Here is a 26,475-nt window from a genome sequence, read left to right on the forward strand (position 1 = left end):
AGCTGATTTGAAATAGTTTTATTGGAGTAAATTATTTTTGATCACCTGAGTTGGTTTATCTCTACCATTAAATCATTTTTTTTATTTCTGTAAGCTGAGCATTATTCATCATGAGTTTATCTAAACATTTCAGCAAGGAAATATACCTTGTTTTCTTGCCTTAAGATAAGTGTTTAAAGGTTCTTAATCTATAATTTTATGCTAGTCAATAATTGTTAGGAAGTAATAAAGCATTTATAGCCCAAAAATTATACACAAAACTAAACTAATTATGAGAAAAATCAGTGTTTTAAACTGGGTATCGATTGATGGTTTTATCGCAGGTATTCATGGGGAAACAGATTGGTTTCCCTGGGATAGCGAAATCGAGGATTTTTATGAACAGCGGCAGAATAAAGCCGATACCATTATTTATGGCAGGGAGACCTATGAAGTAATGTCTCAATACTGGTCCGATGAGACTCTGACAGCATCGGATCGGCCATCGTTTATTAACTTCATGAACAATACAGCAAAGATTGTTTTTTCAAAATCGCTTGCCAAGGCTGACTGGAACAATACAAAAATTGTTAGGGAGGTCAATAAACACGATATCGATCAATTGAAGGGTGGTTTGGATGGTGATATTCTTGGTGATATTCTTATTTACGGAAGTGGTACTATTGTCTCTCAACTCGCAAAGCTAGGTTTAATAGATGAATATGCATTAATGCTATATCCGATTGTTTTGGGATCGGGAAGGCCATTATTCCCCAATATATCAGATCGGATCAAACTTGATTTAATCAGTACGAGGTGCTATTCGTGTGGCAGTATTTTGCATATTTACCGTCCTTATAATACTATTACAATCAAAAATTCTTGTTAAATTAGAATTTCATTCACCTCTAAACCTCAAATCTAATTTCATTAACAAATGAGAAGAACTCGACTTTAAAGTCGGTTAAACGTTATATTTCTGTACCCTTTTATTCCCACCATTCACCGAGTTTTCCAGTTTATTAAATAAATGTTGTAAAGCCAGCTCGGGAGATGTGGCTTTTTTACATCAAAAGGGCCTGATGTTATTCAGACCCTTTCTGTTAGCGTTTACTTGTACAGTAATTTTTATGTTTCCTATCGTTTCCTCTTTTATGTTTCGTCATCCAACGTTTTTTAGTACCATTGGATTCTCACTGTACGACGCCAATTTTTATGTCGGTCCTTTCAAAAGAAAGGTAGCTAATAGCCGCTTTGTATAATAATAACGATAGTCGATTGGAAATAGTTTGTATTGGAGTAAAATATTTTTTGATAAATTGGGGTTGATTATTAAAATGAACAATCCATTCGTTGGCTTCTACCACCGATAAGTACAAGGCCGCTTAACGGAAGTCCTCTATTTTCATGAGGGACTATCATTATTATATTTTAATGGAGTAATCTTTGAAGTTACATATTTTCACCACGAATTGGAAGCGCTTTTATCAACTATATCAAGCAGTTTTTAAGGCTAGCTAACCCTTACTTTCAACTCAAAAATAGAATTCAGATTCACTTTACAAATATAGCTATTAAAATAATGCTGGTTAAACAAGGAAGAGTTCAACTGGTAACTAGATTATTAATAATTTTATTAAGCGAAACAACGTGTTGATCAGTCGACGAAGTGTAAACTGTCATCAGGCAGACGACGTTTCTACAGAGAGTCGGTCATCTTTTGTCAGTATCTGGAAGAGAGTACATGAAAAAGCATCGTTCTTTATTTGATCAGTTTCCTAAAAGTTGACTTTTCATTTTCACAAATGCTACAACAATATGTCGCAGGCAGATTTTCAAATAGTGTTCCTGCGGCGACATCCTGTGTACTATCTCCCCAGATGGGATCATATATTGTCTGACATGCTGGACATTGATAAGTGACCCTGATCAGATCGGATTTTTCTGTTGTAGCCTGCGTAGAAATATGATGTAGTTCTTGGACCACTGCTCTACCTCGAAGTTGATAAAATTCTTCACACAGTGCCAAAATCACACTTATAAGTTCTGCTCGTTCCACGCGTGTTTGATAAGTGACAAAGTCTCTTGAATTAGGGTTAAAATCTTGCGTGTGTTGCACCTGAAACCAAGATTTATCTCCTTTAGAGTCGATGAAACGCAAAATTACAGATCCCCAGATCCCACTCTTTGGTTGCATTTTAATACCAAAACAAAGTTTGTACGTGCGGATATCCAACCAGTTCATATGGTGCACCAATTCCTGCTTAAGCGCCAATGCAATGGGATCAAAATCTTCCGTCATCCAATTGAGTTCGTTTAGGGCATGCCGCAGGTTGATTCGATGTCGATCTAGCATAATATCCCAATCAGGTCTTGTTGTAGGTTGAATATCTTTAATAACAATTGATTTCCAAGGCGTAGTGTATAATTGGCCGATCCTGTGTCGCAGACAGAGATTACATATGTCGCGTAAAAAAGCGGTCGAAAAGGTTTCGGAACGCCGGTATACACCCAGCCATAGTCTATCTTGGTAGGTGTTAAATCCCTCATAATAGGGGAGCTTAAAAGCGGGTTCCATAAATGGCTGTTCTGTCGGCTGGAAAAGAAATTTTCCTGAGGCAATAGCTGACGCTTCTAACTTTTGTCCCAACTGTTGTGCTTCGCGTGATGTTGCAACCAGCGAACCGATCATCATTGGCTCCAAAAACAGAGTTAGTCTCGCAATATCGTCTGTGTTTACAAGAGTGGACCAGGTGTAAAATAAGTTGCTTTTGGGAAATCGGAGCTGCAGGTACCAATAATTACTAAATTCCGAAGTGATGAAATTTAGATTTCCAGTATAATAAGGTACCAAGGATTGAGTGCAGTCCACAACATTCACTTTCAACTGGGGATTGAATTCGAAACTGTCCAAAACATCTTTATATACGCCTTCACGTATCCATGCTCCCTGATTAAAAAGCCCATCGGCTACATATGAACTCACAATGTTTGGATATATATCCTGACCAATTTCGTAAGCAAACTCCTGATTGATCAGTATATATTCTAATTCTTCAAGTTGCGTATCGTTTACCCTAAAATATAGTTGCTGTCTACTGCCAAATTTGACTTCCGTAATACCCATCTCTTCCAAAGGAATCAATAAGTTGACGAGTTCTCCTGGAGAGATTGCACCTCCTGAGAGGTTAACCTTGATAAACTGTCCTTTCATCGTTTTACTTTGCATAGGATGTTACCTCCTTATCCTTTTCTGCAGCGTAGTTTTCTAGAATACGCTTAACTTCGGGTTTGCAGGATCCACAACCTGTCCCAGCTCCGGTGGATGTACATAACTCCTGAAGATCGGTGCATCCATCGCTAATACATCGTTGCAGGTTTCCCTCTCCAACTTGGCAGCATGAACATACCAATCGCCCAACAACAGCTTCTCGGGCGGTTCCGCTTCGTAGTAATTGTAGTCGTTTTTCACTTAATTCGATCCTGTTTGCGATCAAGTTTTTAAACTCAGAAAATTCGTTCTTGTCACCGATCAAAATGGCACCTACAAGTCTGTCCTGATAGATAATACATTTTTTGTAATAGCGCTTGGCCTTGTCGATAAAAATAATCTCTTCATAGTCCTCATTAGGCGTTTCTGTAAGACCGATGCTACAGAGGTCAAAACCTTGTATTTTGATAATATTCATAAACAGGCTTCCCTTATAGTGGCTGCTGATATCCCCCTGATGATATTGTGCGACTATCCCGGCCTGCTCTTCGGCGGCAGCGGTGATACCGTAAAGTGTCCCTTCAAATTCTGCAATCTCACCGATAGCATAAATAGCGGGGTCGCTAGTTTTCATATGATTATCCACGACTACACCCCGTTGGCACAGTAAGTCGGCATCCTTTGCTAATTCGATATTAGGCGTAGTACCTATCGCTAGGATTAGGGCGTCGCATTTAATCTGTCTTCCACTCTTTAATTCGATCTTTGTCAGTTTATTACGGCCACAGTATAGTTGAACTTCATCGTTATAGAATATATCGCAGCCGAGGTCTATCATTTCTTCATGAAGCAGTTGACTTCCAAGTGGATCCAGCTGACGATTCAAAAAACGCGAAACACGTTGAATGATGGTAATTTTTGTCTCATTTTCACGGAGTGAAGCTGCCATTTCCAGTCCTAATAATCCTCCGCCTACAATAACGACATGTGCCTGTTGAGGAAGGTATCGCTTCAATAGGTCTGCGTCAGTCCGACGCCGCATCGTAAAAATACCAGGCAGCTTCGGTACATGCTTTGGCAGGCTGGGACGGCTGCCTGTCGCGAGAATTAAGATATCATAATATGTTTTAATACCTCGAGAATCCCGGACATATTTGTTGATTCGGTCGATTGCAGTAACCTGGACACCCCGTATATGTTGTATATCGAGTAAAGCCTCCTCTTCGTCTTTCATTTTAACTAATTGCTCCCATCGAAGCTCGCCACTAACATAGTGTGGTAGCATGACACGATTATAAAAAGGCAGATCCTCATTACTGAAAATGATAATTTCATCGGTTTTGTTTAGTTCCCGAAAGGAGCGGACAAAACCATGCGCTCCGGCACCAACAATTACAATACGTTCCTTGCTCTTCACATGTGGTTCGACACGTACTGCGCAAAATTTAAAGTCAGGCTCCTTCGAAATAGGATCCACTAAATCGTTGGTCAGATTATTAGCCCTATGGAGATCAGATCCCAATATCTTACCCCAATGCATCGGTAGAAATACGACTCCAGGTTTAATCGTCTTGCTGACCCGTGTCCTGACACGAACATCACCTCGTAGAGAATAAACATTTGCCAACTGTCCGTCAATCAAGTTCAGTGCTGTAGCATCTGTTGGATGTATTTCCAAAAATGCAGTCTGAATATGTTGATTCAACTTACTTACCTTGCCTGTTTTCGACATGGTATGCCATTGGTCACGGATCCGTCCGGTTGTCAGGATAAGCGGAAAATTTTGGTCAGGCAGTTCACTGTGATGCTGATCAGGAGGACTATGCAATTGCGCCCGCCCACTTAGCGTAAGGAATTTGTTATCCTGAAAAAGTCGTGGAGTACCTTTTCTCTTTGACAGATCAAAAGGCCATTGCACTGTATTTAGATTGTCAATAAGTTTATAATCCAATCCAGCAATGTCAATACTTGTCCCAGCCGTTAACTGGGCATGTTCTTTATAGATATCCTGTGGTGTAGGATATGAAAAACCTTTAAAACCCATTTTTTGTGCAAACCTTGAAAAGATTTCTGTATCTGGAAGGGCTTCACCTGGAGGGTCGATAGCTTTATGCAGGTGACTGATCCTCCGTTCTGAATTCGTCATTGTGCCTTCTTTTTCAGCCCATCCAGCTGCAGGAAGAATAATATCTGCAAAGTCTAGGGTCTGGGGCTTATTGGATATCTCCTGAACTACAACGAATTTAGCCATTTGCAATGCTTTTTCCACCAACCGTATGTTTGGAAGGCTAGTGAGTGGATTGGTACAAAGAATCCAAATTGCCTTCAATCGTCCGTCGGCTAAGGCTTCAAACATTTCGGTAGCTGTGAGCCCCGGTTTGTTACTCAAAGTAGTCCCTGACCAGAATTGTTGGATTTCATCGCGATGTGTTTTATTATCCATATCACGGTGAGCGGGCAGTAGATTGGCAAGCCCTCCAACTTCTCTTCCGCCCATAGCATTGGGCTGTCCAGTTAGTGAAAAAGGACCACTTCCCGGTTTCCCGATTTTCCCTGTAATCAAGCTGAGGTCAATTAGGCTCAGGTTTTTGTTAACTCCCACTACACTCTGATTCAGCCCCATTGTCCACATACTCAGAAGGCTTTTGGATTCGCCAATATAGCTGGCTGCGCGTTCAATGTCTTCCACCGGGACACCACATATCGCGGCGGACTCCAATAATGTACGTTCGAATACCCGTTTTTTGTAAATCTCATATCCTTCGGTATGATTGTTTATAAAATCAAGGTCTATATCTCCTTGTTCTATAAGCAATCTTCCCAGTGCATAATTGAGCGTAATGTCTGTCCCCGGATTAATCTGCAAATGCAGGTCAGCCAATGCGCAGGTATCAGTAACACGAGGGTCGATAACAATAATTTTGGTCGCTGGATTTTTAGCTTTGTGCGCCTCTACACGTCGCCAAAGGATCGGATGGCACCAGGCGGGATTGGCACCTGCGACCAAAAAGCAATCAGCAATCTCGATATCGTCGTAGCATATCGGTACACTATCTTCACCCAACGCTTTTTTATATGCTGCCACAGCGCTGCTCATACAAAGACGTGAATTGGTGTCAATATTGTTCGTGCCAATAAACCCCTTGACTAGTTTATTGAGAATGTAATATTCCTCTGTAAGGCATTGTCCAGAAGCATAAAACGCCACAGAATCAGGACCGTATTTTGCAATTAACGTGCGCAAGACCGCTGCTGCGCGATCCAACGCTTCATCCCATGAAACACGTTGCAACGGACTGGATCTGTGGTGCCTCATCTGTGGATAGAGAAGTCTGTCTGAGCGATCATTGACTGTATATTGCAAATTCATGCCTTTGCTACATAATTTACCTTGATTGACGGGGTGTTCGTTATCGCCGATAACGGAAATCATCTTATTTTTTTCGACCGATATCTTCACGCCACACCCCACACCACAGTAGCAGCAGGTACTTTTATATAGATTGTTAGACTCTTTATTCATAGTGAAAGGATGCTAATTCTAGACTTCTAATGACACATTTTGAACGACAGTTTCAATTCGAGGATGAAAACGCACGAGGAGGACAGTGAAACCTATAAGAAAAACACCTATACCGATATACTGAAAGGCATCAGCATAACTGAGCGTTTCGGATTTAAAAAGAAATCCGACTAACATGGCTCCAATATTTCCTCCGGCACCGACGATTCCGCTCACACTGCCAATGTTATCTTTATTAATGAAGGGGACGATACCATATGTACAGCCATTTGCCATTTTAAGGAAGAGTGCAAAAAGCAACATTGTAATAATAGCAAGAAGCAATGTGTTGGAAGCGGCGAACAGACTTATGCCGATTCCTTCCAAGATCAACAGTATACCGAGAATTATACCCTTACCTTTAATACCATAACTTTTCCCCACTTTATCACTTACAATACCGCCAAGTGCACGGGCGAATAGATTCATACCGCCAAAGATACTGGCTAGGGCTCCGGCCAGGATAATCCCTGTATCAAAACGATCCATAAAGAAAGTAGCGGCGACGTTGTCAACCGTGATCTCTATCCCGAAACAAGCTGCATAGGCGAGTGTGAGGATCCAGACACGATAGTCTTTTAACGCGAGCAAAAATGAACCATTCTTCTTTTTATTGATTCTCCCGTCCCCGGACAGTTTTTTGAAATTGCCTTGTGGCGTATCTTGCGTATACTTATAATAGATGTACGCCATAATGAGTAGGATAATACCGGGAACAACCATTGCGATCCTCCAAGAATCCAATTGACTAACGAAGCCCATGCCGACGAATGCTGCAGCAATGAGTGGCATGACCAAATTAGTAACCCCTCCGCCAAGGTTGCCCCAGCCACCAGTTACAGCATTGGCCGTACCAATAATGTTGGGGGCAAACATCATTGAAGTATGGAACTGCGTAATCACAAAAGAAGCACCGATGATACCGATGAAAAAACGAAATAACAAAAAAGACTCATAACTATTACTCAATCCGATAAGTAAAACAGGAACCGAACCTGCAACCAACAGAATAGTGTAGGAGATCCGTGGCCCTAGCGTATCACACATCTTCCCGATAAATAATCGCGCAATAATTGTTGCTGAAACAGAAGCGATAATGATATTTCCGACTTCACTTTTAGTCAATCCGAGCTGTTCTCTAACTAGCGGCATAAGCGGGGCGACGCCGAACCAGCCAAAGAAACAGAAGAAAAAAGTGATCCATGTAATGTGAAAAGTACGCATCTGTACGCCTTTAAAAGATAAAATACTAAGCTTTTGGAGAGGTTGTTCTTGTGGATTCATGAGTAATAGGTGTTTGGTTGATGATTGAAATAGTTATCAAATGTTCATATTGTTTTTTTGTTATCGTTTACGATATGTTTTTCAATGAATTTTGTAAAAGTGTTTAATTTGTTGTTGTTTAATGGGTGTGTAAAAAGTAAGTTTATTTTTTAAAGGAGCTGTTTAACTCATATTTGTTTGAAGACTACCGGGATTTGAACATGCCGTTGCGATCGATACCGACTGTGTGATTTTGTTTGTCGTGCCCGGAAGAGTCGATGATCCTGAAAGAGCCCTGAATTTGCTGCCTGACATACAACCGGCTTATACAATAGACCTGTGTGCGACAGCGAGGCTGTGTGCATGCTGCAAATCGACCACCGCTCCGATGATGATAATGGCTGGATGGCCAAGTCCATGCTCTTTACTTGCCCTGACGAGGTCTTTGGCTTTGCACAATACCTGTTTTTGCTGCGGTAAACTCGCATGCTGTATAATTGCGGCCGGAGTTTCTCCTTTTCCATAGAATACATAGGTGCGTGCAATCTCGTCGAGTTTGCGCATCCCCATGTAGATCACGACAGTGGATCGGCTCTGGACAGCCAAAGGAAGATCAGCAGAGAGGCTGCCATCTTTTTTCATCCCGGTTAGCGCCCATACCCCTTCACTGGTGTCTCGGTGGGTCAGCGGAATATTATTGATGCCCGCGCCTTGCATACTGCTGATGCCCGGAATGTAAGAAACCGCAATATTTTCCCCCTGTACGGTAAGCCATTCTTCAAAACCGCGCCCAAAAAGATAGGGATCGCCACCTTTTAACCGGACCACCCGGTCGTAGCGCGCACAATAATGTAGGATAAGTTCGTTTATTTCTTCCTGAGGAACGTATTTTCCATAAGGATGTTTGCCAACATAGTGCTTTACACAGTTTTTATTTGATATTTTAAGAATTTCTTCATTGATTAAGTTGTCATAAAGGATAACCTGCGCACTTTTTATTACTTTATAAGCTTTTATGGTTAATAATTCTGGGTCGCCAGGGCCAGATCCTACAATAAATAACGATGTTTTGCTTAATTTTTTCATGTTATTTTGATTTTGTGTAAAATTTATGTGTAAATCTATTAAAAAATCTGATATAAATCATGTTTTGTTAAATTTTAACGTGTGTTTTATTGATAAAATATTGTAAAAATCATATTTATTTTGATTTTTTGATTTTTTATTCCATAAATTAGTGATGTTTAAATATTAAATTGATTTTTTATCAAAAAAAACAGCAATTATGGAAAGAAAAAAGATTGTTATTGTCGGAAATGGTATGGTTGGTAATAAGATTTGCCAAAAATTAAAGCAGAAATCTGATAATCTAGATATAATTGTGTTTGCAGAGGAATCAATTCGTGCCTATGACCGGGTGCATCTGACCGATTACTTCAAAGTTTCGTCTATGGAGGAACTTTTCCTGTCAAAAAAGGAGTGGTATGAGGAAAATAATGTAAAAATCCATTTAAATGATCCGATTGTTGATGTAAATCGTTCAAAAAAAGAAGTGCGGTCATTACAAGGGCTTATTGCCCCGTACGACTATCTGGTATTTGCAACTGGTTCTGCTGCTTTTGTACCGCCTATTCCGGGCGTGGAAAAGGAGGGGGTATTTCTCTACCGGACGATTGAGGATCTGGATTTGATCAAAGCTTATGCGGCAAAAGTCAAAAAGGGTACTGTCATGGGGGGCGGACTACTGGGCCTGGAAGCGGCCAAAGCGCTGGTTGACCTTGGCTTGGAAGGAACGGCCGTAATTGAATTTGCGCCCCGCCTGATGCCGCGTCAGATTGACGACAGTGCTAGCCTGCTCCTACAAACCAAGCTAGCCGCATTGGGGCTGAGTTGCTTATTGCAAAAATCAACAAGTCAATTATTGGGGGAAAAGCGCCTGACGGGAATCGCTTTTCAGGATGGTTCATCGATCGAAACGGATCTGCTGGTGATATCGGCGGGCATACGGCCGCGTGATGAACTGGCCAGAAAAATAGGGCTGGCCATCGGTGAGCGTGGCGGGATTGTGGTCAATCCGCAAATGCAGACCTCAGACCCTGCAGTATATGCTATCGGCGAATGTGCATTGGTCAATGATATGATCTATGGTCTGGTGGCACCGGGCTATGAGATGGCTGAAATAGCGGCAGAGCATATCCTTGGGGAGGAGAAGTCCTTTAAGGGATTTGATATGAGTACCAAATTGAAACTGATGGGGGTGGATGTGGCTAGCTTTGGGGATCCCTTTATCAGTGAACCTTATGCACGGACCATCCTACTTGAGGATCGTAACAAAGGGGTTTATAAAAGATTGAACGTTAGTACCGACGGTACGCGCCTGCTCGGAGGGATATTGGTGGGTGAGGCCACAAGTTACAACATGCTATTGCAAATGGTCAACAACAGTATGCCGCTGGCGGAGCATCCTGAGCTGCTCCTGATGAGTGAACAGGGGGAAAGCAAATCAGCTGCTACGGGTTTGGAAGCCTTGCCGGACAGTGCCCTGATCTGCAGTTGCGAGGGGGTGACCAAAGCGCAGATCTGTGATGCCGTGATTAGTGGAAATTGTGAAAATGCAGATGCGGTAAAGAAATGCACCAAAGCGGGGTCGGGCTGCGGGGGCTGCGTGCCGATGGTGAAGGATCTGGTCAACTACACGATGAAACAGCAGGGGAAATATATCCGAAGTACTATCTGTGAGCATTTTGACCTGAGCCGGCAGGAACTCTATGATCTGATCAAGATCCATGAACTTAAGAGTTATGATCAGGTGCTGGACGCCCTAGGCCGCGGACACGGGTGTGAGGTCTGTAAGCCATTGGTGTCTTCACTGCTGGCCAGTCTTTGGAATGAGATGATCTTGAGCAAGGGAAATGATGTGGCGCAGGATAGTAACGACCGTTACCTAGCCAATATACAGAAGGGTGGAACTTATTCGGTCGTTCCCCGTATTCCTGGTGGGGAGATTACGCCAGACAAATTGATTGTTATTGGCCAAGTGGCCAAAAAATATAAGCTATATACAAAAATTACGGGCGGGCAGCGCATTGATTTGTTTGGTGCACATCTCAATGATCTCCCGCTTATCTGGGAGGAGCTCATTGCAGCCGGATTTGAAAGTGGGCATGCCTATGGTAAGGCCTTACGGACGGTCAAAAGCTGTGTGGGCAGTACCTGGTGCCGGTTTGGCCTACACGACAGTGTGTCCTTCGCCATAAAAATAGAAGAGCGTTATCGTGGGCTTCGTGCACCACATAAGATAAAATCAGCTGTGAGCGGCTGTATCCGTGAGTGTGCGGAGGCGCAGAGCAAGGATTTTGGTATCATTGCCACCGAAAAAGGCTGGAACCTATATGTCTGTGGCAACGGAGGTAGCAAGCCACAACATGCCCTGCTGCTGGCGGCCGATATCGACAGTGAGACCTGTATCCGTTATATCGACCGTTTTCTGATGTTCTACATCCGTACAGCCGACCCTTTGACGCGTACCGCCACTTGGCTCAATAAAATGGAGGGTGGAATCGACTATTTGCGGAATGTTGTGGTCGAGGATAGCCTCGGTATGGGGAAAACATGGGAGAAGGATATGCAACTGCTTGTCGACAGCTATCGCTGTGAATGGAAAGTTGCCGTGGAAGATCCCGAGATCCGGAAACGCTTTGTCCATTTTGTGAATGCTCCGGAAGAGCGGGACGAGTCAGTACGCTTTGATAACATGCGCGGTCAAAAGAAAGCCGCTGACTGGAACCTGAAGACGTACTAAAAACCCATGGGGCAACATCATTGACTGATGATATCATTGACATAGAATCGCTAAACCTTTAAAATAAAAATCACATGAACACGCAAATTGACTTACAAATTGACCTTCAATGGCTGAAGGCCTGCCAGATCGAGGATGCTATTGAGAACGGAGGTGTCTGTCTTAAGTTGAATAACGAACAGGTGGCCCTATTTTATTTCGCCCGTCGCAATGAGTGGTATGCTACCCAGAATGAATGCCCACATAAGCGGCAGATGATTTTGAGCCGTGGGATGTTAGGTTCCCTGGGAGATACCCCAAAAGTGGCTTGCCCGTTTCACAAAAAAACCTTTGCACTAGATACGGGCGAATGTCTCTCGGGTGATGAATGTGCGATCAAAACGTATCCCGTCAAGGTGGAGAATGGGACTGTATATATTGGAATGACAGCTTAAGCCCAAGCTCAATAATCGAGATAAAAACCTTTTAAAGCAAATAAACGATGGATTATATTAGCCCCAAAGAGGTAGCTGGTGTGATGATGAATACCGCTATCTACAAATCTACGCTCCCGATCAAAGACCTGCTGATTCGGGGGGCATTGTCAGGTGCCTTACTGGCGATCTCTGTTACGCTCGCACTATTGGCTACGGCACAGACCGGGCTGGGGCTTGTTGGCGCATTTGTTTTTCCTGTGGGATTTGTGATTATTGTTATACTGGGGCTGGAGCTCGTCACGGGAAGTTTCTCCTTAGTGCCCTTGGCCTGGCTGGAAGGGAAAATCAATTTTAAGGTAATGGCTAACAACCTGTTCTGGGTCTTCCTTGGTAACTTATTGGGCAGTGTCCTCTTTGCACTCTTATTTTGGGCTGCAAGCACTGAAACCGGACAGGCTAGCCAGCTTGGGAATATCGAGCATAGCCTGATTGTGATCAGTGAAAAGAAAACCCTAGGCTACGGCAACCATGGTGCTGCCGGGTTATTTTCAGCCTTTGTCAAAGCTATTCTCTGCAACTGGATGGTCTGCATGGGCGTGGTGATGTCCATGACATCCAAGTCTACCTTAGGTAAGATCCTGGCGGCGGGAATTCCAATCTTTATCTTCTTTGCCTTGGGTTACGAACATGCGGTGGTCAATATGTTTGTGATCCCTGCTGGAATGATGTTCGGTGCCCAGGTGACTATGTCGGACTGGTGGTTGTACAATCAGTTGATCGTGACGGCCGGTAATATTGTTGGTGGGCTGTTGTTTACAGGAATGGCCATCTATTATACTTATCACAGGAGAGAGCAGGTGTCCACCTCTCAAAACTAGCTATTATGCAAAGAATTGAAAATAGAGGTATGTGGAAGAAGCGGGTGGGGATGGTGCTGCTCCAGCTGCTTTTTTTGGTAGTTTTTTACCAGACTTATGCGCAGCAAAAAACAGTGAAAGCGAGTTTGTTCGAAGGTGTCGTGGTGGCGGGCTATGCTGACCATGGGGCCTATGTCAACTGTACGGGGCCAGCGATTAAATATAGTTTCGCCCCGAAGGGGAATATCCTGTTGGGATTGTTGCCGAGCCTGAAAATGAAGGAAGATCAAGTGGAGGAAGGAAAGCCCAAGAATGCTTGGGTCACTCCGACGCTGGGAGTTGGCCTGACTGCGGTGTTCAGGCATATCGCCGTTCAGCTACCTGCTTTCTACAGCCCGAAGACCAGTACCGCAGATGGTAAGTGGAAGCTTGGGCTCGGGCTGGGCTATAAATTTTAAAATGACGTATTTTTAGGGAAATATTTACGTTGGGGAGGGAGCATGCCAGGATTGGTTTGCTTTACTCCCCATATTTTTCTGTTGCCAACTTGTTTAATAGTTCCTTGTTTTTGATGAAAATCTTCTTTTTGTCGACTGTTATAGCATCCGAATCAGCAAGTTCGGCAAGCATTCGGTAGACTGTTTCATAGGTGGTGCCCACATAGGATGCGAGATCCTTTTTGCTCAGTTCAAGACCGATGTACCCGTCCTCTGTTCCTTCGGCAAAAACGCGATGAAGCAATAAAAGACTCCATGCTAAACGGTTTTTGACGGAAAGTTGCACCAGATTGGCCATCTTCTGCTCCGAAAGATGCAATTCATCGGCAAAAAATAGCATCAGACGATAGCTTAATTCGGTATTGATACGCAGGGTGGACAGGAAGAATGGTAACTCTACAAAACATAGCTGCGTAGCGGCAAGTGCTGTGGCCGAAATAGGGTAAATGCTTTGTTCGGATGAGATCCCGCGATGGCCTACAATATCTCCCTTTTTGGCAAAACGTATGATGGTCTCCCTGCCTCCAAGGTTGCGGTAGACTTTGACGATTCCGGATTGGACAAAGTAAATACCACGAACCGGCTCTCCTTCGCTGATAAACTGTTCGCCTTTTTTCAGTTTGATATTTTTTCGGTGGAGGTCGATTTGCCCAAGCCACTCTTGTAAGACGTAACGACACATCAGACAGGAATGGTCGCAGGTATTCGCTTTCTTCGTTTTCATCGGAATCAGTTTCGTATGGTAGAGTCTTTTTTGTTTGACCAAAGGTATCACCTATTCATCTAAAATCCTATTTTGTTTAGAATTTAAAAGCATGATTTGGCGATGGGTATTTCTTCATAAGTTCATCTTTGCGATTTGTAAGGTGTTGTAAATAAGGTGAAATAGAGTTTTTTTAGATCAGTAAGAGGAGAGATTTTCTTCGTTGATGATTTTGCTTCATTTGGTACACCAAACAATGTTCGGAAGGTGCTTTGCTTATTGGAGAAAGACAATTCATTGGTAGCTTTGGCATAGGGGAGCATTGAAGAAATTGCAAAGCAAGCCCCGTTGACACGATATGGGGTATCGGACTGTCACAAGATGACGTTGATATCGAAAACATATATTGTTGGTGGGGTCAAAATTTATTAGGTTTTGCATTGATGGAAGTACGGGATTTTCTACGTCAACTTGGAAAATTCCAAACACTTCAAAATGCCAAGCAACCGCCTTGGTCTAAGTTTCCTGGTAAGGATAATACGGATATATTTTGGAGGATGGGAACAGGAGAGGAGTATTTGATAGAATTCGGTGGTTATTATAATTATCTGTCTAAAAGAGAACAAATTGGTATATCAACTAACCAATCCACAGCCTTACACATGGAGGTATTTTTATAACTGAAAAAGCTACAGTTGAAAATCTTTATTCATCTGGACATTCCCACCATTCACCGAGTTTTCCTGCCCGTTGGTCTAAAGCCCATAGGCTAGGGGTGAATTGTGTTGTAGTTTTGAGTCAACAAATAAGAACAACAGAACTAACACAATAAAATAAAGACATTATGAACTCATTAGTAAAAACATTAGCAGCAACAGCCCTAATCGCAGTATCCACATTCGCTATGGCAGCTGAAGGACCAGGAGCAAAATCAGCAAAAGCAACCGTAAACCTTTCTACTGCAGACTTAGCGCTTGATCATTATGTTGCGGTAACAACCGAAGGAGAATCGGCAGGTGTTGAGCAGTTATTCGCCGAAGATTTCAATCAAAAAATCCAAGCTTCTAATACACTGTCTCATAGCCGTAGCGAAGTCGTTAAATCCTTGAAAAAACAAAAAGGTGAGAAGCTAAACTGTACAGTAAGTACTGATATTATCGAAGAGTCGGCGGATTATATGATCGCCAAAGTGATCCTAAAATTTGAAGACTTTACCAAGACAGATCTAGTGACTTTGGTTCGTGAGGGAAATGACTGGAAAGTGTCCGGTTCAGTCAACGCTTATAGATAGAATCCAATAACTAGTGGTGAGTCCAGTCAACTCAAGGTTGACCATTAGTGAATCATATGTTTATTTAAGGCCACGTCGTGAGATGTGGTTTTTTTGTTTTTATAATTTTTATTTAGCAGGTTATCTTATCCTAAATAATTTTGTCAGGGATTTGATTTAACTGTGAAACTAAATAATTAATAGGGTCGGTCAATTCAGATTGGTTACAAATGTACTGCTCAATAACGCCATAGATTTCAACCACTCAAAACCCTCCATCTTCATCTCCAAATAATTTTTTTTGCCACTTTTGAGGAATGACTTTGATGAGATTCCAAAGGTTTAAAGCTTTATAATCCATTTTCAGTTCCGCATGTAAAATAAGAAGTTCTAATTTGTTGATTGATGCCGGTGCCCACATGCTCAAAAATAATAAAATTTTAAAGAGAATTATGAGAAAAGGCGTACTAGTACCAAGCAGGAGCAAAGCCCATTGTACTCCATTGATGATATGTTACTTGAAGTTAAGAATAATCAGGTAAGGGCTACGCGTTTTACCCGTCTTTGTAATATTTAGCTTTTTCTTTTTTGAAATTCCGAAGCTAGATTCTATTCAAGTGTAAGGTTTCGAGACTAATAGCAAGCAGAAGACGCGCTTTCTTCCATCCAGTCCGCAGGAGCATATTATGGAGGCGGACGCATTAACATGTATACTGGGTTGATATATAGAAGTTAATAATAAAAATTGGCAGCGATTAGGGGCATGCAACCCTTTTTTGCACATACACTATATGATCGTTTGTAAACTAATTAAGCTTATCAAAAACATTTTAAAGGTTCTGTTATCACAGCTGAAAAATTATAAAGAGCTTAACCTTAATGAAAGGAGGGATATGTCGGTTCCCTAAAAAAATAAATACAATTAGACTCAAAAGAAAGAGGTATTTTGATCAGATCAAGAAATAAGAGTATTGTTTTTCAAGCTGAATAAAACAATACTGACCAGCCTTTGAGAAATCGAGATTTTGGGTGATATAATATTTTCCTCTAAGCTTATTGACCCTATAAATAAAAAAATGTAGGATTTTTAAATGTCTAACCCATAAAAATAAACCAAATTAAATTTTAAAATGATGAAAAAAATAATCCCATTTATATTAATTCCAGTTTTCTTTTTTACTGCATGCAAAAAAGATTTACACCCGGTAGATCCAAGTACAGTACATACCCCCGACGGTTTTAGTAGTGATAGAACAAGAAATTTAAATATTGTTTATTTTGTACCTAATGATTTAGATACGTTACCAGACTATCAACGAAGGCTCAGTGATATCATGTTATGGGTCAGACAATTTTATAAAGATGAGATGACCCGAAATGGATATGCAAATAAAACTTTTGGAATGTTTGTCAATAGTGACAGTCTTGTCAAGATTATAACAATCAGGGGTAGTAAGCCCAAGAGCGCCTATCCCTATGAGGGCGGGAGTGGAGCTGTAGCGGAGGAGGTTAATGCATGGTTTGAAACTCATCCCTCTGATAAGACGAGCGATCACACCCTTATTATAATTCCTAGATATGAATTTAGACAAGATGGTACAGCCACCGGAGGGCCGTTTTATGGGACAGGGAAGTGGTGTTATGCATTAGACTATGAGGATTTTAATATCGCCAATATCGGTTTGGCCAATAATCAATTTACAGGTTGGTTTGGTGGTTTAGCTCACGAACTGGGTCACGGGTTAAATCTTCCTCACAATTCAGAGAAAGTTTCGGAGAAATTAACACTCGGTACCGCCCTGATGGGGTATGGCAATTTTAGTTTGGGTAAGGAGGGAACAATGCTAACTGCTGCAGACGCAGCAATTTTGAATGCAAATCAAATTTTTAATAAAGATAGTAAAACTTATTACGGAGCCGCGAACGCGGAAATAGATCGCATTCACGCCCAATATGACGCTGCAAAAGAAGCTATTGTTGTGTCAGGCAAGTTTCATTCATCAAATAAGATTAATAGTATTGCATATTATAATGATCCCGAAGGAGGAGGCGATTATAACGCGATAACATGGGAATCAAAAACAATTGGTATAGATAGCTTTTATGTTGAAATGAAAACTTCGGATTTACAATACAAAGGAGACTCATTGTACGATTTAAGGCTAAGATTTATCCATGAGAATGGTATAATTTCCACCTTTACTTATAACTATAAATTCATAAATAATATACCGATAATAAATTTTAGTACCCGTTCGGAACTAAGCAAACAAGGCTGGCAAGTGCATTCTTTTAGTTCTGAAGAAATAGCTGAAGAAGATGGAGCTGCATCAAATCTCATTGATGGCAGTTCTTCGAGCTATTGGCATTCTCGTTGGTCGACCAACGAAACTACTTTTCCTCATGAATTAGTCATAGATTTAGGAGCAATCAAAACAGCCCATGGACTCAGCTACACACATCGCAATGGATTGTCGCGTGCAGTTAAAAATATAGAAGTTTCCTATAGTACCGATGGGGTTAGCTTTGACCAAGTTGGAAATTACGAGGTTCCAAATCTCAATGGACCACAGTATTTGGATTTTATGGCACCAATGTCATTTAGGTTTCTTAAAATAAAAGCCATTGATGCTTGGGACGGAGAACAGTTTGCAGCAATTGCTGAGCTAGGTCTTTATTGATAAAGTGTTAAGTTTTTATAGCATCAATGTTGATTCTTTACATCAATATTGATGCTATAGTATTAAAGTCCATCAGACTTTATTCCAAAAAACTCAAGTTCCCTCACAGCAACGACACTGTTCTCAGGTTGAATTCCTTCAATTACGAGGCGCATGAAACGAACCCCTAGTTGTTTTATGCTCTTGGAATCGTAATCTTGCCCCGACGAGGATAAATGGCTGTCTATTGGTGACCATATAAGCCCATCGATAGACGATTCCAAGGTATAAAGATACCAGTCACTATCCTTCCCCCAATAAATCCGATAAGAATCTAAATCATACTTCTCTCCCAGATCAATAGAAATTGTAATCGGGAGTTTTAGCTTATCTGCTCGCCAGAAACTAGTGAGGTTTCCATCAGTTATTACCTTTAGTGAGTCGATTGGGATTCCATCTATCTTAACGGTGGCAGTTGAAAGGTTTAGCTTTTCTCTTTTGTGCGCAAATGTTGCGGTATTTCTATTTTCAGTATGAGGATTATCATACTCATTCACCCAGGTATACCGCTTGCCGTCGGGGACCTGACTCTTATTTTTAGGAATACTTGCTATTATACCAGTTGCGGATTGTAATCCTTCACTGCTTGCATTAATAATAATTTGACCGGCTTCAGTCGTTGTACGAATAAGTGCATAGGCTATGCCACCTTCAGTAAATTGTGGAGAAACCTTTGTATGAGGATTATTTCCACCTATCAGACGACCTTTTCCTGAGACAACCAACTTAATTGGAATTGCATCTGCTTGGTCAGGTGAACTTACCAAATTTCCTTTTTCATCACAAATTTTAATATAAACCGGTATCATATCCGATCCTCCTGCATGAGGAACGATGCCTTGATCAGCGAATTCTATTTGTAGATGGTGGGGTGACCTGGCAGTTGAAACACGATGGGTACAAACGACTTTTCCGCCCAATATTCCCTCCGCTTCCAGTTCTCCTGATTCGTAATCTGTTAGTTCAAAACGAAAATACGAGCTGCCTCCCTTTTTGTAGATAAATGGCGCTGTTACCGAATTGTTTTCTCTGTTTTTTTCGCCCACAAGTTTGTTATTTCGAAAGAGCCTGACGGTGTCACAATTTGAGAATACGATGATATTAGCATCCAGATCTTTCCTTGCATTGTGACTTGCGATATGTACAACAGGACCATAAGCGGGATTTCTGGCATCCTGCATCGCTTTCATTTGATAATAGCCAAATTTCGGGTATCTATCCAAATCAACTACTCCACTGAACGCAGTGACTGGATCATAACCGCGGGTATAATCGTTGAAACTCCAAAGGAAATATCCACTTATTCGAGGGTTTGCGTCCAGACCTGCATGATCCCAATAGCCTCCGAGAGATTCTTCTTTTTCCCCATTGAGTGCATTCTGTCGTAATATTGATTGGTTGATTAATCCTTTATCGCCGTAAAGTCTCGAAGCACGGAGTCCATTTTCTTTACTTGGATCTGCAAACCATGCATCGCCCCATTCCCTTGTCAATGAAGGGCTTTTGGGGAATGGGTCAGTTCCATCAGGATCAACCACCTTATAAAATACGTCGTAGAAAGGTTGGCTTCTACTATTAAGGTCATCGGCTGTAAATAGTTGATCACCGGGTAACTCATCGTGAGCGATCTTTACCGCCTTCATCATCCAGGACGCTGGAGTAGGAGACTCGTTGAGCGATGTTTCCCATAAAAAAATAGAAGGATGATTACGGTCTCTCCTGATCATTTTGCGAATATCACGATATGTACGTTCGATAAATAAATCATCTTCATTAAAATATTGCCACCCCGGTTGGCATTCGATCACCAATAGACCTAGAGAATCACAAGCATCAAGAAATGCTGGCGATGGTGGATAGTGCGCGGCTCTTACCGCATTGAACCCTCCTTTCTTCAAAAGCATAACATCGCGATATTGCATCGAATTGCTTGCCGCATCTCCTACATAAGGGAATGCTTGGTGCCTGTTAGCACCCCGAATGTAAAGTTTATCGCCGTTTAAATAAAAGCCATCGGCTTTGCCGGTAGGAGAACGAAAGCTGAATCTCCTTATACCTATCCATGTATTTACCTCATCAATTAAAATATCGTTGTCATAAATGCGTGAAACCAGTTGGTATCGGAATGGATGATCGGGAGACCATAACTGCGGATTAAAAACCTCGAGCTTTTGGACAAAAGTAGAATCACCGGGAGAGATATTTGTTCTGCTATTGGTCTCTGAAACGATTTTTCCGGTATTATCTAATAGTATTGTCTCCAAACGCAATTTGGATATCAAATGGGTATTGCTGTTTACGATATGCGTTCGGCAGTTAACTGTTGCCTTTTCTTTAGTAACCGCCGGAAAGCTTACCAGAATTCCACCTCCAGCAATGATATCCATTTCCATAGGATCCGAAATATAGGTTTTATCGGTAATGATCATTTTTACTTCCCGATAGATCCCTCCATAATAATTAAAATCTAGTTTCTGCATAGGCTTGCCGGGGGGCGTTGACCCATCATCCTTATTGCTGACGCGTATTGCGAGCACGTTATCTTTATCATATTGGATGTACGGCGTTATATCAACCACAAAGCCTAGGTATCCGCCAGCATGTTCTGCAATTTTTTTTCCGTTAAGAAAGATTGTACAATTAGTTTGGACGCCTTCAAATTGAAGTACGGTTCTTTTATTTTGCAGTCCGCCGGAAAGACGAAAATAACGGCGATACCATCCCGTACCTTGAAATACGCCGCCGCCGTTGTGTTTTGGCTCCAAACGCATAACATGCGGAATACTTACCGCTTCCCATTTGCTGTCATCATAATCTATCTCCATCGCCTGGTCCATATCTCCTCGATAAAATGCCCAGTTGGTATTCATATCAAGTCGTGTTCTTGCAGACTGTTTTTTCATTGCAAACAGCGATGAACATATACCCCACAATATTAAGGCAGGCAAAATGTACTTTGTTTTTTTCATGTAAAAAATATAGTTCCACTTTAGTTTCTGCTAAAAGCTGTCAGCAAAGCACTTTATTAGTGGCGAAAAATGTAAGATTAGTCTATTTTTCTTTATAAAAAATTAGCCATCAGCACTAAATATTTTAAGCTGATGGCTACGATTTATTAATTTGGATAACCTGGATTTTGAGTTAGATTAGGATTTACATCAGTTTCTTTTCGAGGGATTGGCCAAAGGTAATCCCTTTCATTTGAAAATGTCCTAGACTCCACCTCTATATGGTCACCAGTAAGCATTATCGATCCGTTTTTGGAATCCACAGTGCCGAGTCTAGTGCCATACACTTTCCCTTGCCGTACTTGTGGCCCTATTTTCCAACGTTTGATATCAAACCAACGCAACCCTTCTAAAGCAAGTTCTACGCGGCGTTCTCTTCTTACCAATTCGCGTAAAGTAGTTTGATTAGCATAAATAGATCTATCAACTTTGGGCATTCCGGCCCTTTGTCTTACGGCATCAATAGCGTCATACACACTGTTGTCTATGCTTGCACTTTCTATTTTTGCTTCAGCATATGTCAGCAATATCTCCGCATAGCGTATGAGAATCATATTTAAACCCGTATTCCATAAATCTGGATAGTCAGATAGATTAGACGTGTATTTTTTATATAAATAACCCGTTTTAGAATTATTACTTCCGTTATAGTAGTCTCCAGAACTTCGTTCAATTGGATTATAATATTTTCCTTCGTAGAACTGTCCCGGATAGACGATAGATGCTGTAAGCCGAGGATCCCTATTTTTATAAGGATCGTTTTTATTATAATTGGCACCTGGATCATCGATCGTTTTTCCATTGGCCATTTCATAAGCGTCTACCAAAGATTGCGTCGGATCAATCGAGCCCCATCCACCAAAAGTTGAGGATGGCATAATGCCAATGTTGCCGTTAGAATAGTCATTTTCCTTATATTGTATGTCAAGGATAATCTCATTGTTATTCTCATTCTGTATTCGGAAAACGTCTTGATAGGAGGAGAAAAGGGAGTAGCCCATTTCCATGACTTGCTTGCTGGTAATGATACAATCTGCGTATTTACCGCTATACAGCTCTAAACGTGCTTTGAGCGACAAGGCCGCTCCTCGGGTAATTCTGCCCACATCGTTAGCAGAATATTTCACAGGAAGTTCTGGCGTGATCGCCTTCAATTCATCGAGGATATATTTCTGGATCTCAGAGACAGCTGTACGACTTACCGCATTTGCTTCATCTTGGCTAAGTGTTTTAGTGACAAGTGGGACATCACCGTAAAGTTGGGACAAGGTAAAATACTGATAAGCACGTAGGAAACGTGCTTCCGCTTTCATTCTGGTTTTCAATGCTTCGTCCATAGGGGTTTTATCCACGTTTTCTAGAAACCAGTTGGATTTCTGGATCGTGCTATATGACGGAGACCATCTATCAGTTATCCAAGTGTCTGAAGGACTCCCGGACCCATTTCCCAAGCTTGTATAACCTTCCCAATAATATTGGCTGTACACATTGTCCGATAAAGCATCCATGTAAAGCACATGGTATCCGTCGCTCCAGGAGTTATAACAACCATTAAGGGCTACTAGTGCATCATTCTCCGAAGACCAGAGCGAAGAATTGCTGTAGGCATCCTTGGGATTTCTGTCCAGAAAATCTTTCTGGCAAGCCGTAAATGTTATACTGAGAAAAAGAGATAATATTAAAGTTTTTTTCATGTCTAATGCGAATAAGAGTTAAAAAGTGACATTTAGGCCCAGCGTATGTACTTTGACCTGAGGATAATAATATATGCCACTGCTATAAGAAGCCTCCGGGTCGATCCAGTCTTGAAGTCCGCTGAAAGTCAATATATTTTGACCGCTATAATAGATACGGGCACGGCTGATTCCCAATTTTTTGATTGAGCTGGTGAAGTTATATCCTACCTGTAGATTTTTTAGGCGGATATAGGAAGCATCTTTGACCCAGAATGAAGAAGGATTGTCTATTGCATTATTCTGATTTTGGGAATAAAGTATCCTAGGAAGTGACGCTCCGGGATTTTCGGGGGTCCAAGTATCCAATAACGCAGATGTAGGCTTACCTGCGGCGTCGCCAACTTCGCCTAGCTTTCCTTCCAGATACGTTTTTACACGAGCGGCCCCTTGAAAGAACAGCATAAGATCGATATTCTTATATGTACCGCCCAATGTTAGTCCGAAAGTGGTCTTGGGGTAGTAATTGCCTAAATATTGTTTATCGTCGCTATCAATTACTTTGTTGCCGTCAATATCACGGTATTTTAAATCCCCGGCTCCGGTCCGGTTGCTTTGAACAGCATGCTTTTCTACCTCTTCTTTCGTTTGGAAAATTCCGTCTGCAATATAGCCATATAGCGAATTGATAGGATAGCCTACCTCTTGTATCGTAGTATTTGTTAGGTAGGGACCAGTACCATACAGATCTGTGATCTTATTATCGATAAAAGAGATGTTGAACGAACCATTGTAGGCAAAATCTCCCTTATTGTCTTTGTATCCAAGCACAAATTCCCAGCCTTTGTTTTGTACAGCACCAGCGTTTCTCGTTGGGGGTTTTAATCCATATACGCCACTGACGGGTACATTCAGTATAATGTCATTTGTTTTCCGATTAAACCAGTCGACCGTCAGATCCAGTTTTCCTTTGAAGAATGACGCATCAATACCTGCACCATAAGTTGTTGTGCTCTCCCAGCGCAGATCGGCATTGGCACCACTAGTCGGAGCTACGCCCGTTGCTATAATAGGGGAGGCTCCGCCGAACGTATAGTTTTGATCAGAACTGATCACGGTGATGTATGGGTAGTATGGCGCACTAGGAAAGTCACCATTCGCTTTGACTTCCTGATTACCGAGTTTTCCCCATGATCCACGGATTTTTAAAGCAGATATAGATTCCTTTACTGGCTCAAAGAAATTTTCTTTGTTCAGATTCCATCCAGCTGAGAATGAAGGAAAAGCACCCCAGCGGTGTTTTGGTGAAAAACGAGATGTTCCATCATACCTCAAATTAGCTTCAAATAGGTACTTACCTGCAAAATCGTAATTTAATCGACCAAAATAAGAACGCAATGCCATTTCATATCCATAACCAGAGGCAGTTTGTCCGGCGGTCGATCCGAGATTGATTTCACTCAGCTCATTGTTGAGAAAGCGCTGTCTGTAAGCACTATTTTCAGTATATTGTGTAAGCTCTTGAAAATAGCCTCCCAATACCTTTATATTATGATCTCCAAAGCTTTTTGTATAATCTAACAAGCCCTGGAGTGTTGTCCTTCGGAAGGTTGTATTTTTATCAGTAAGTTTATTTGGTCCTTGATAGAAGGTTTTGTCTCCGGCTGCGTTGTAATACTGAATGTCAGCAATAAAAAACTTATTTTGTGCTATAGAAGATACAAATCCCAGTGTAGGTTTAAAATGGAGGCCTTTTAGGATTTCCCAGTCAGCACCAACATTTCCAGCAAAATCATAATAGTTTTCGCGGTTAAAAGACGGTGATTCAAGCCAGGCAAGTGGATTTCCATCGGCTATACTTCCATAGTGACCATTTTCATATTTATAAGGAATCATTGGAACAATTCGGTTAATTTGTCGCACCACCTGAGTGAATCCCGATACCCCTGGCATGCTTGATTGCGGTTCTAGTAATGGCGAGTAAGTATAGGCGAGATTGCCGTGAACTTTCAGTTGGTCATTGACTTTTGATTCTAGATTAAAGCGGGAAGTATAGCGCTTCGCATTTGTTTTTTTTATAAGACCATTTTGATCGAAATAACCAAGGGAGAGCATGTACCGGGACTTGTCGTTTCCACCATTTACGCTCAAGTAATGATTCTGTTGTATCCCGTTGCCCCTATAGGCTAGATCCAACCAGTCCGTATTGGGATAATTATAGGGATCAGATCCATTCTTGAATTTTTCAATTTCTTCTTCCGTATATCGAGGTTGTTTTCCTTCATTGCGGAGAGCCTGATTATAGAGTCCCGCGGCTTGCCAAGAAGGCAAATAATCAAAAAGCCCGGTTGCACTTTGTTTGCCGACATAGGTATTATAGGTCAGGATAGTTTTTCCCTCCTTACCTTTTTTCGTCGTGATTAAGATTACCCCGTTGGCTGCCCGAGATCCGTAAATAGCAGCAGATGCTGCATCTTTCAATACCGATATACTTTCTATATCATCAGGGTTGACATTGTTCATAGTAGAGATCATTCCATCAACGACAACCATCGCACCAGCATTGTTGAGTGTTCCAATGCCACGCACACGTATGGTGGCCGCATCACGTCCGGGTTGTCCAGAATTTGCAGCAGTAACTGTGACTCCTGCCATTGTTCCCTGTAATGCATTTCCAACGCTTGTAACAGGACGGTCGGTCAGTTGTGAAGCACGAACGGTAGAAACTGATCCCGTTAAATTTTCTTTGCGCTGTTGGCCAAACCCGACTACAACTACTTCCTGAAGATTTTGCTGATCCGATAGCATCGTAACCTGAAGAGCGTCTTTGCCATCGGCTGCTACCTCTTGTGGTTTATAGCCTATATAACGGAAGATAAGAACACCTTCGTGAGGTATTTTCAGTTGGAATTTTCCGTTTGCATCGGTCGTTGTTCCAATTCCATTACTGCCTTTTAACATGACATTTACCCCTGATAAGGTTTTTACCGAATCACGTACGGTACCCGTAGCAATTAGTTGCTGAACCTTAGGTTCAAATGATGCGACTTCCCTCATTTGAATCACGATGGTATTGTTTTTTAATGTATATGTTATAGGCTGTAGGGCAAGACATTTGTCGAGCGCTTCACGAAGCGGCATATCGGTCACGTTGATATCTATTCGTTTACTTTTCTCCAATACGTCATTTTTGTAGACAAAGTCGTAACCAGTCTGCTGTTTAATCGCGTTGAATATAGCCTGCAGCGGGGCCTTTTCCATATAGAGTGTTACTTGCTGACCATTGGCAGCCAAAGACGATTGCAGAAAGGCAGCGGTTAGAATAATACAGGTTAGGTATATTTTCATAAAGCCTTTTTTTAAAATAGATCCAGATGTTCCATTTATTAGGTTATAGTAACCTGATGTGTTAGCAACATTGGGATAAGGGGAAAGATCCCCTTTGGTATTAGTAAACATCATTTTATTTTTAGGATTAATCAATTAAAATTAATTTGGTCAGGATTCTAACTGT

Annotated in this window: 15 protein-coding genes and 1 pseudogene; 8 read left to right on the forward strand and 8 right to left on the reverse strand. The window is 41.7% G+C overall.

Annotated features, from left to right (window positions below; all coding sequences use genetic code 11):
• Positions 1-271: 271 nt before the first annotated feature.
• A complete protein-coding gene (locus OGI71_RS25855) occupies positions 272-868 on the forward strand; it encodes a dihydrofolate reductase family protein (protein WP_282253049.1) in 597 nt (198 codons plus the stop codon).
• A gap of 873 nt (positions 869-1,741) precedes the next feature.
• Here the strand turns inward: OGI71_RS25855 and OGI71_RS25860 are convergent.
• The 4 genes from OGI71_RS25860 to cobA all read right to left on the reverse strand — a co-directional run bounded on the left by OGI71_RS25860 (position 1,742) and on the right by cobA (position 9,101).
• On the reverse strand, positions 1,742-3,193 hold the full coding sequence (locus tag OGI71_RS25860; protein ID WP_282253050.1) for a rubredoxin: 1,452 nt from the start codon (positions 3,191-3,193) through the stop codon (positions 1,742-1,744).
• A gap of 4 nt (positions 3,194-3,197) precedes the next feature.
• Entirely contained in the window at positions 3,198-6,713 is a 3,516-nt protein-coding gene (locus tag OGI71_RS25865; RefSeq protein WP_282253052.1) for a nitrate reductase, read from the reverse strand.
• Between the two features lie 18 nt (positions 6,714-6,731).
• A complete protein-coding gene (locus OGI71_RS25870; RefSeq protein WP_282253054.1) occupies positions 6,732-8,036 on the reverse strand; it encodes an MFS transporter in 1,305 nt (434 codons plus the stop codon).
• 303 nt (positions 8,037-8,339) lie between these two features.
• Positions 8,340-9,101 carry a uroporphyrinogen-III C-methyltransferase gene (cobA, locus tag OGI71_RS25875; protein ID WP_282253055.1) on the reverse strand — a complete coding sequence of 254 codons (762 nt, stop codon included), beginning with the start codon at positions 9,099-9,101 and terminating at the stop codon, positions 8,340-8,342.
• 199 nt (positions 9,102-9,300) lie between these two features.
• Between cobA and nirB the strand changes: the two genes are divergently transcribed.
• The 4 genes from nirB to OGI71_RS25895 all read left to right on the forward strand — a co-directional run bounded on the left by nirB (position 9,301) and on the right by OGI71_RS25895 (position 13,548).
• On the forward strand, positions 9,301-11,817 hold the full coding sequence (nirB, locus tag OGI71_RS25880) for a nitrite reductase large subunit NirB (protein WP_282253056.1): 2,517 nt from the start codon (positions 9,301-9,303) through the stop codon (positions 11,815-11,817).
• A gap of 74 nt (positions 11,818-11,891) precedes the next feature.
• The gene (gene nirD, locus OGI71_RS25885; protein ID WP_282253057.1) at positions 11,892-12,251 is read left to right on the forward strand and encodes a nitrite reductase small subunit NirD; all 360 of its coding nucleotides are present in this window, start codon (positions 11,892-11,894) and stop codon (positions 12,249-12,251) included.
• Between the two features lie 47 nt (positions 12,252-12,298).
• A complete protein-coding gene (locus tag OGI71_RS25890) occupies positions 12,299-13,111 on the forward strand; it encodes a formate/nitrite transporter family protein (protein ID WP_282253058.1) in 813 nt (270 codons plus the stop codon).
• 5 nt (positions 13,112-13,116) lie between these two features.
• Complete coding sequence (locus OGI71_RS25895) at positions 13,117-13,548, forward strand: hypothetical protein (protein ID WP_282253059.1); 432 nt, start codon at positions 13,117-13,119, stop codon at positions 13,546-13,548.
• Between the two features lie 61 nt (positions 13,549-13,609).
• Here OGI71_RS25895 and OGI71_RS25900 read toward each other — a convergent pair whose 3' ends face one another.
• Positions 13,610-14,311 carry a Crp/Fnr family transcriptional regulator gene (locus OGI71_RS25900; RefSeq protein WP_282253060.1) on the reverse strand — a complete coding sequence of 234 codons (702 nt, stop codon included), beginning with the start codon at positions 14,309-14,311 and terminating at the stop codon, positions 13,610-13,612.
• A gap of 326 nt (positions 14,312-14,637) precedes the next feature.
• On the opposite strand from OGI71_RS25900, the pseudogene OGI71_RS25905 reads away from it, so the two are divergent.
• The 3 genes and pseudogenes from OGI71_RS25905 to OGI71_RS25915 form a co-directional block, all read left to right on the forward strand.
• Positions 14,638-14,970 (forward strand): annotated as a pseudogene (locus OGI71_RS25905) (NADAR domain-containing protein); the annotation flags it as partial.
• 164 nt (positions 14,971-15,134) lie between these two features.
• Positions 15,135-15,581 carry a nuclear transport factor 2 family protein gene (locus OGI71_RS25910; protein ID WP_282253061.1) on the forward strand — a complete coding sequence of 149 codons (447 nt, stop codon included), beginning with the start codon at positions 15,135-15,137 and terminating at the stop codon, positions 15,579-15,581.
• Positions 15,582-16,690: 1,109 nt separating this feature from the next.
• Positions 16,691-18,241, forward strand: a complete 1,551-nt coding sequence (locus OGI71_RS25915; RefSeq protein ID WP_282253062.1) for a discoidin domain-containing protein — start codon at positions 16,691-16,693, stop codon at positions 18,239-18,241.
• Between the two features lie 62 nt (positions 18,242-18,303).
• On the opposite strand, the gene OGI71_RS25920 is transcribed toward OGI71_RS25915, so the two are convergent.
• From OGI71_RS25920 to OGI71_RS25930, 3 genes are all read right to left on the reverse strand, one after another.
• Positions 18,304-21,183, reverse strand: coding sequence for a glycoside hydrolase family 2 TIM barrel-domain containing protein (locus tag OGI71_RS25920; RefSeq protein WP_282253063.1), 2,880 nt, complete (start codon positions 21,181-21,183; stop codon positions 18,304-18,306).
• A gap of 212 nt (positions 21,184-21,395) precedes the next feature.
• Positions 21,396-22,982, reverse strand: coding sequence for a RagB/SusD family nutrient uptake outer membrane protein (locus OGI71_RS25925; protein WP_282253064.1), 1,587 nt, complete (start codon positions 22,980-22,982; stop codon positions 21,396-21,398).
• 18 nt (positions 22,983-23,000) lie between these two features.
• Entirely contained in the window at positions 23,001-26,309 is a 3,309-nt protein-coding gene (locus OGI71_RS25930) for a TonB-dependent receptor (RefSeq protein ID WP_282253065.1), read from the reverse strand.
• Positions 26,310-26,475 lie beyond the last annotated feature (166 nt).

Origin of the sequence: Sphingobacterium sp. ML3W, from assembly GCF_029542085.1 — a bacterium.
Lineage (GTDB): Bacteria > Bacteroidota > Bacteroidia > Sphingobacteriales > Sphingobacteriaceae > Sphingobacterium.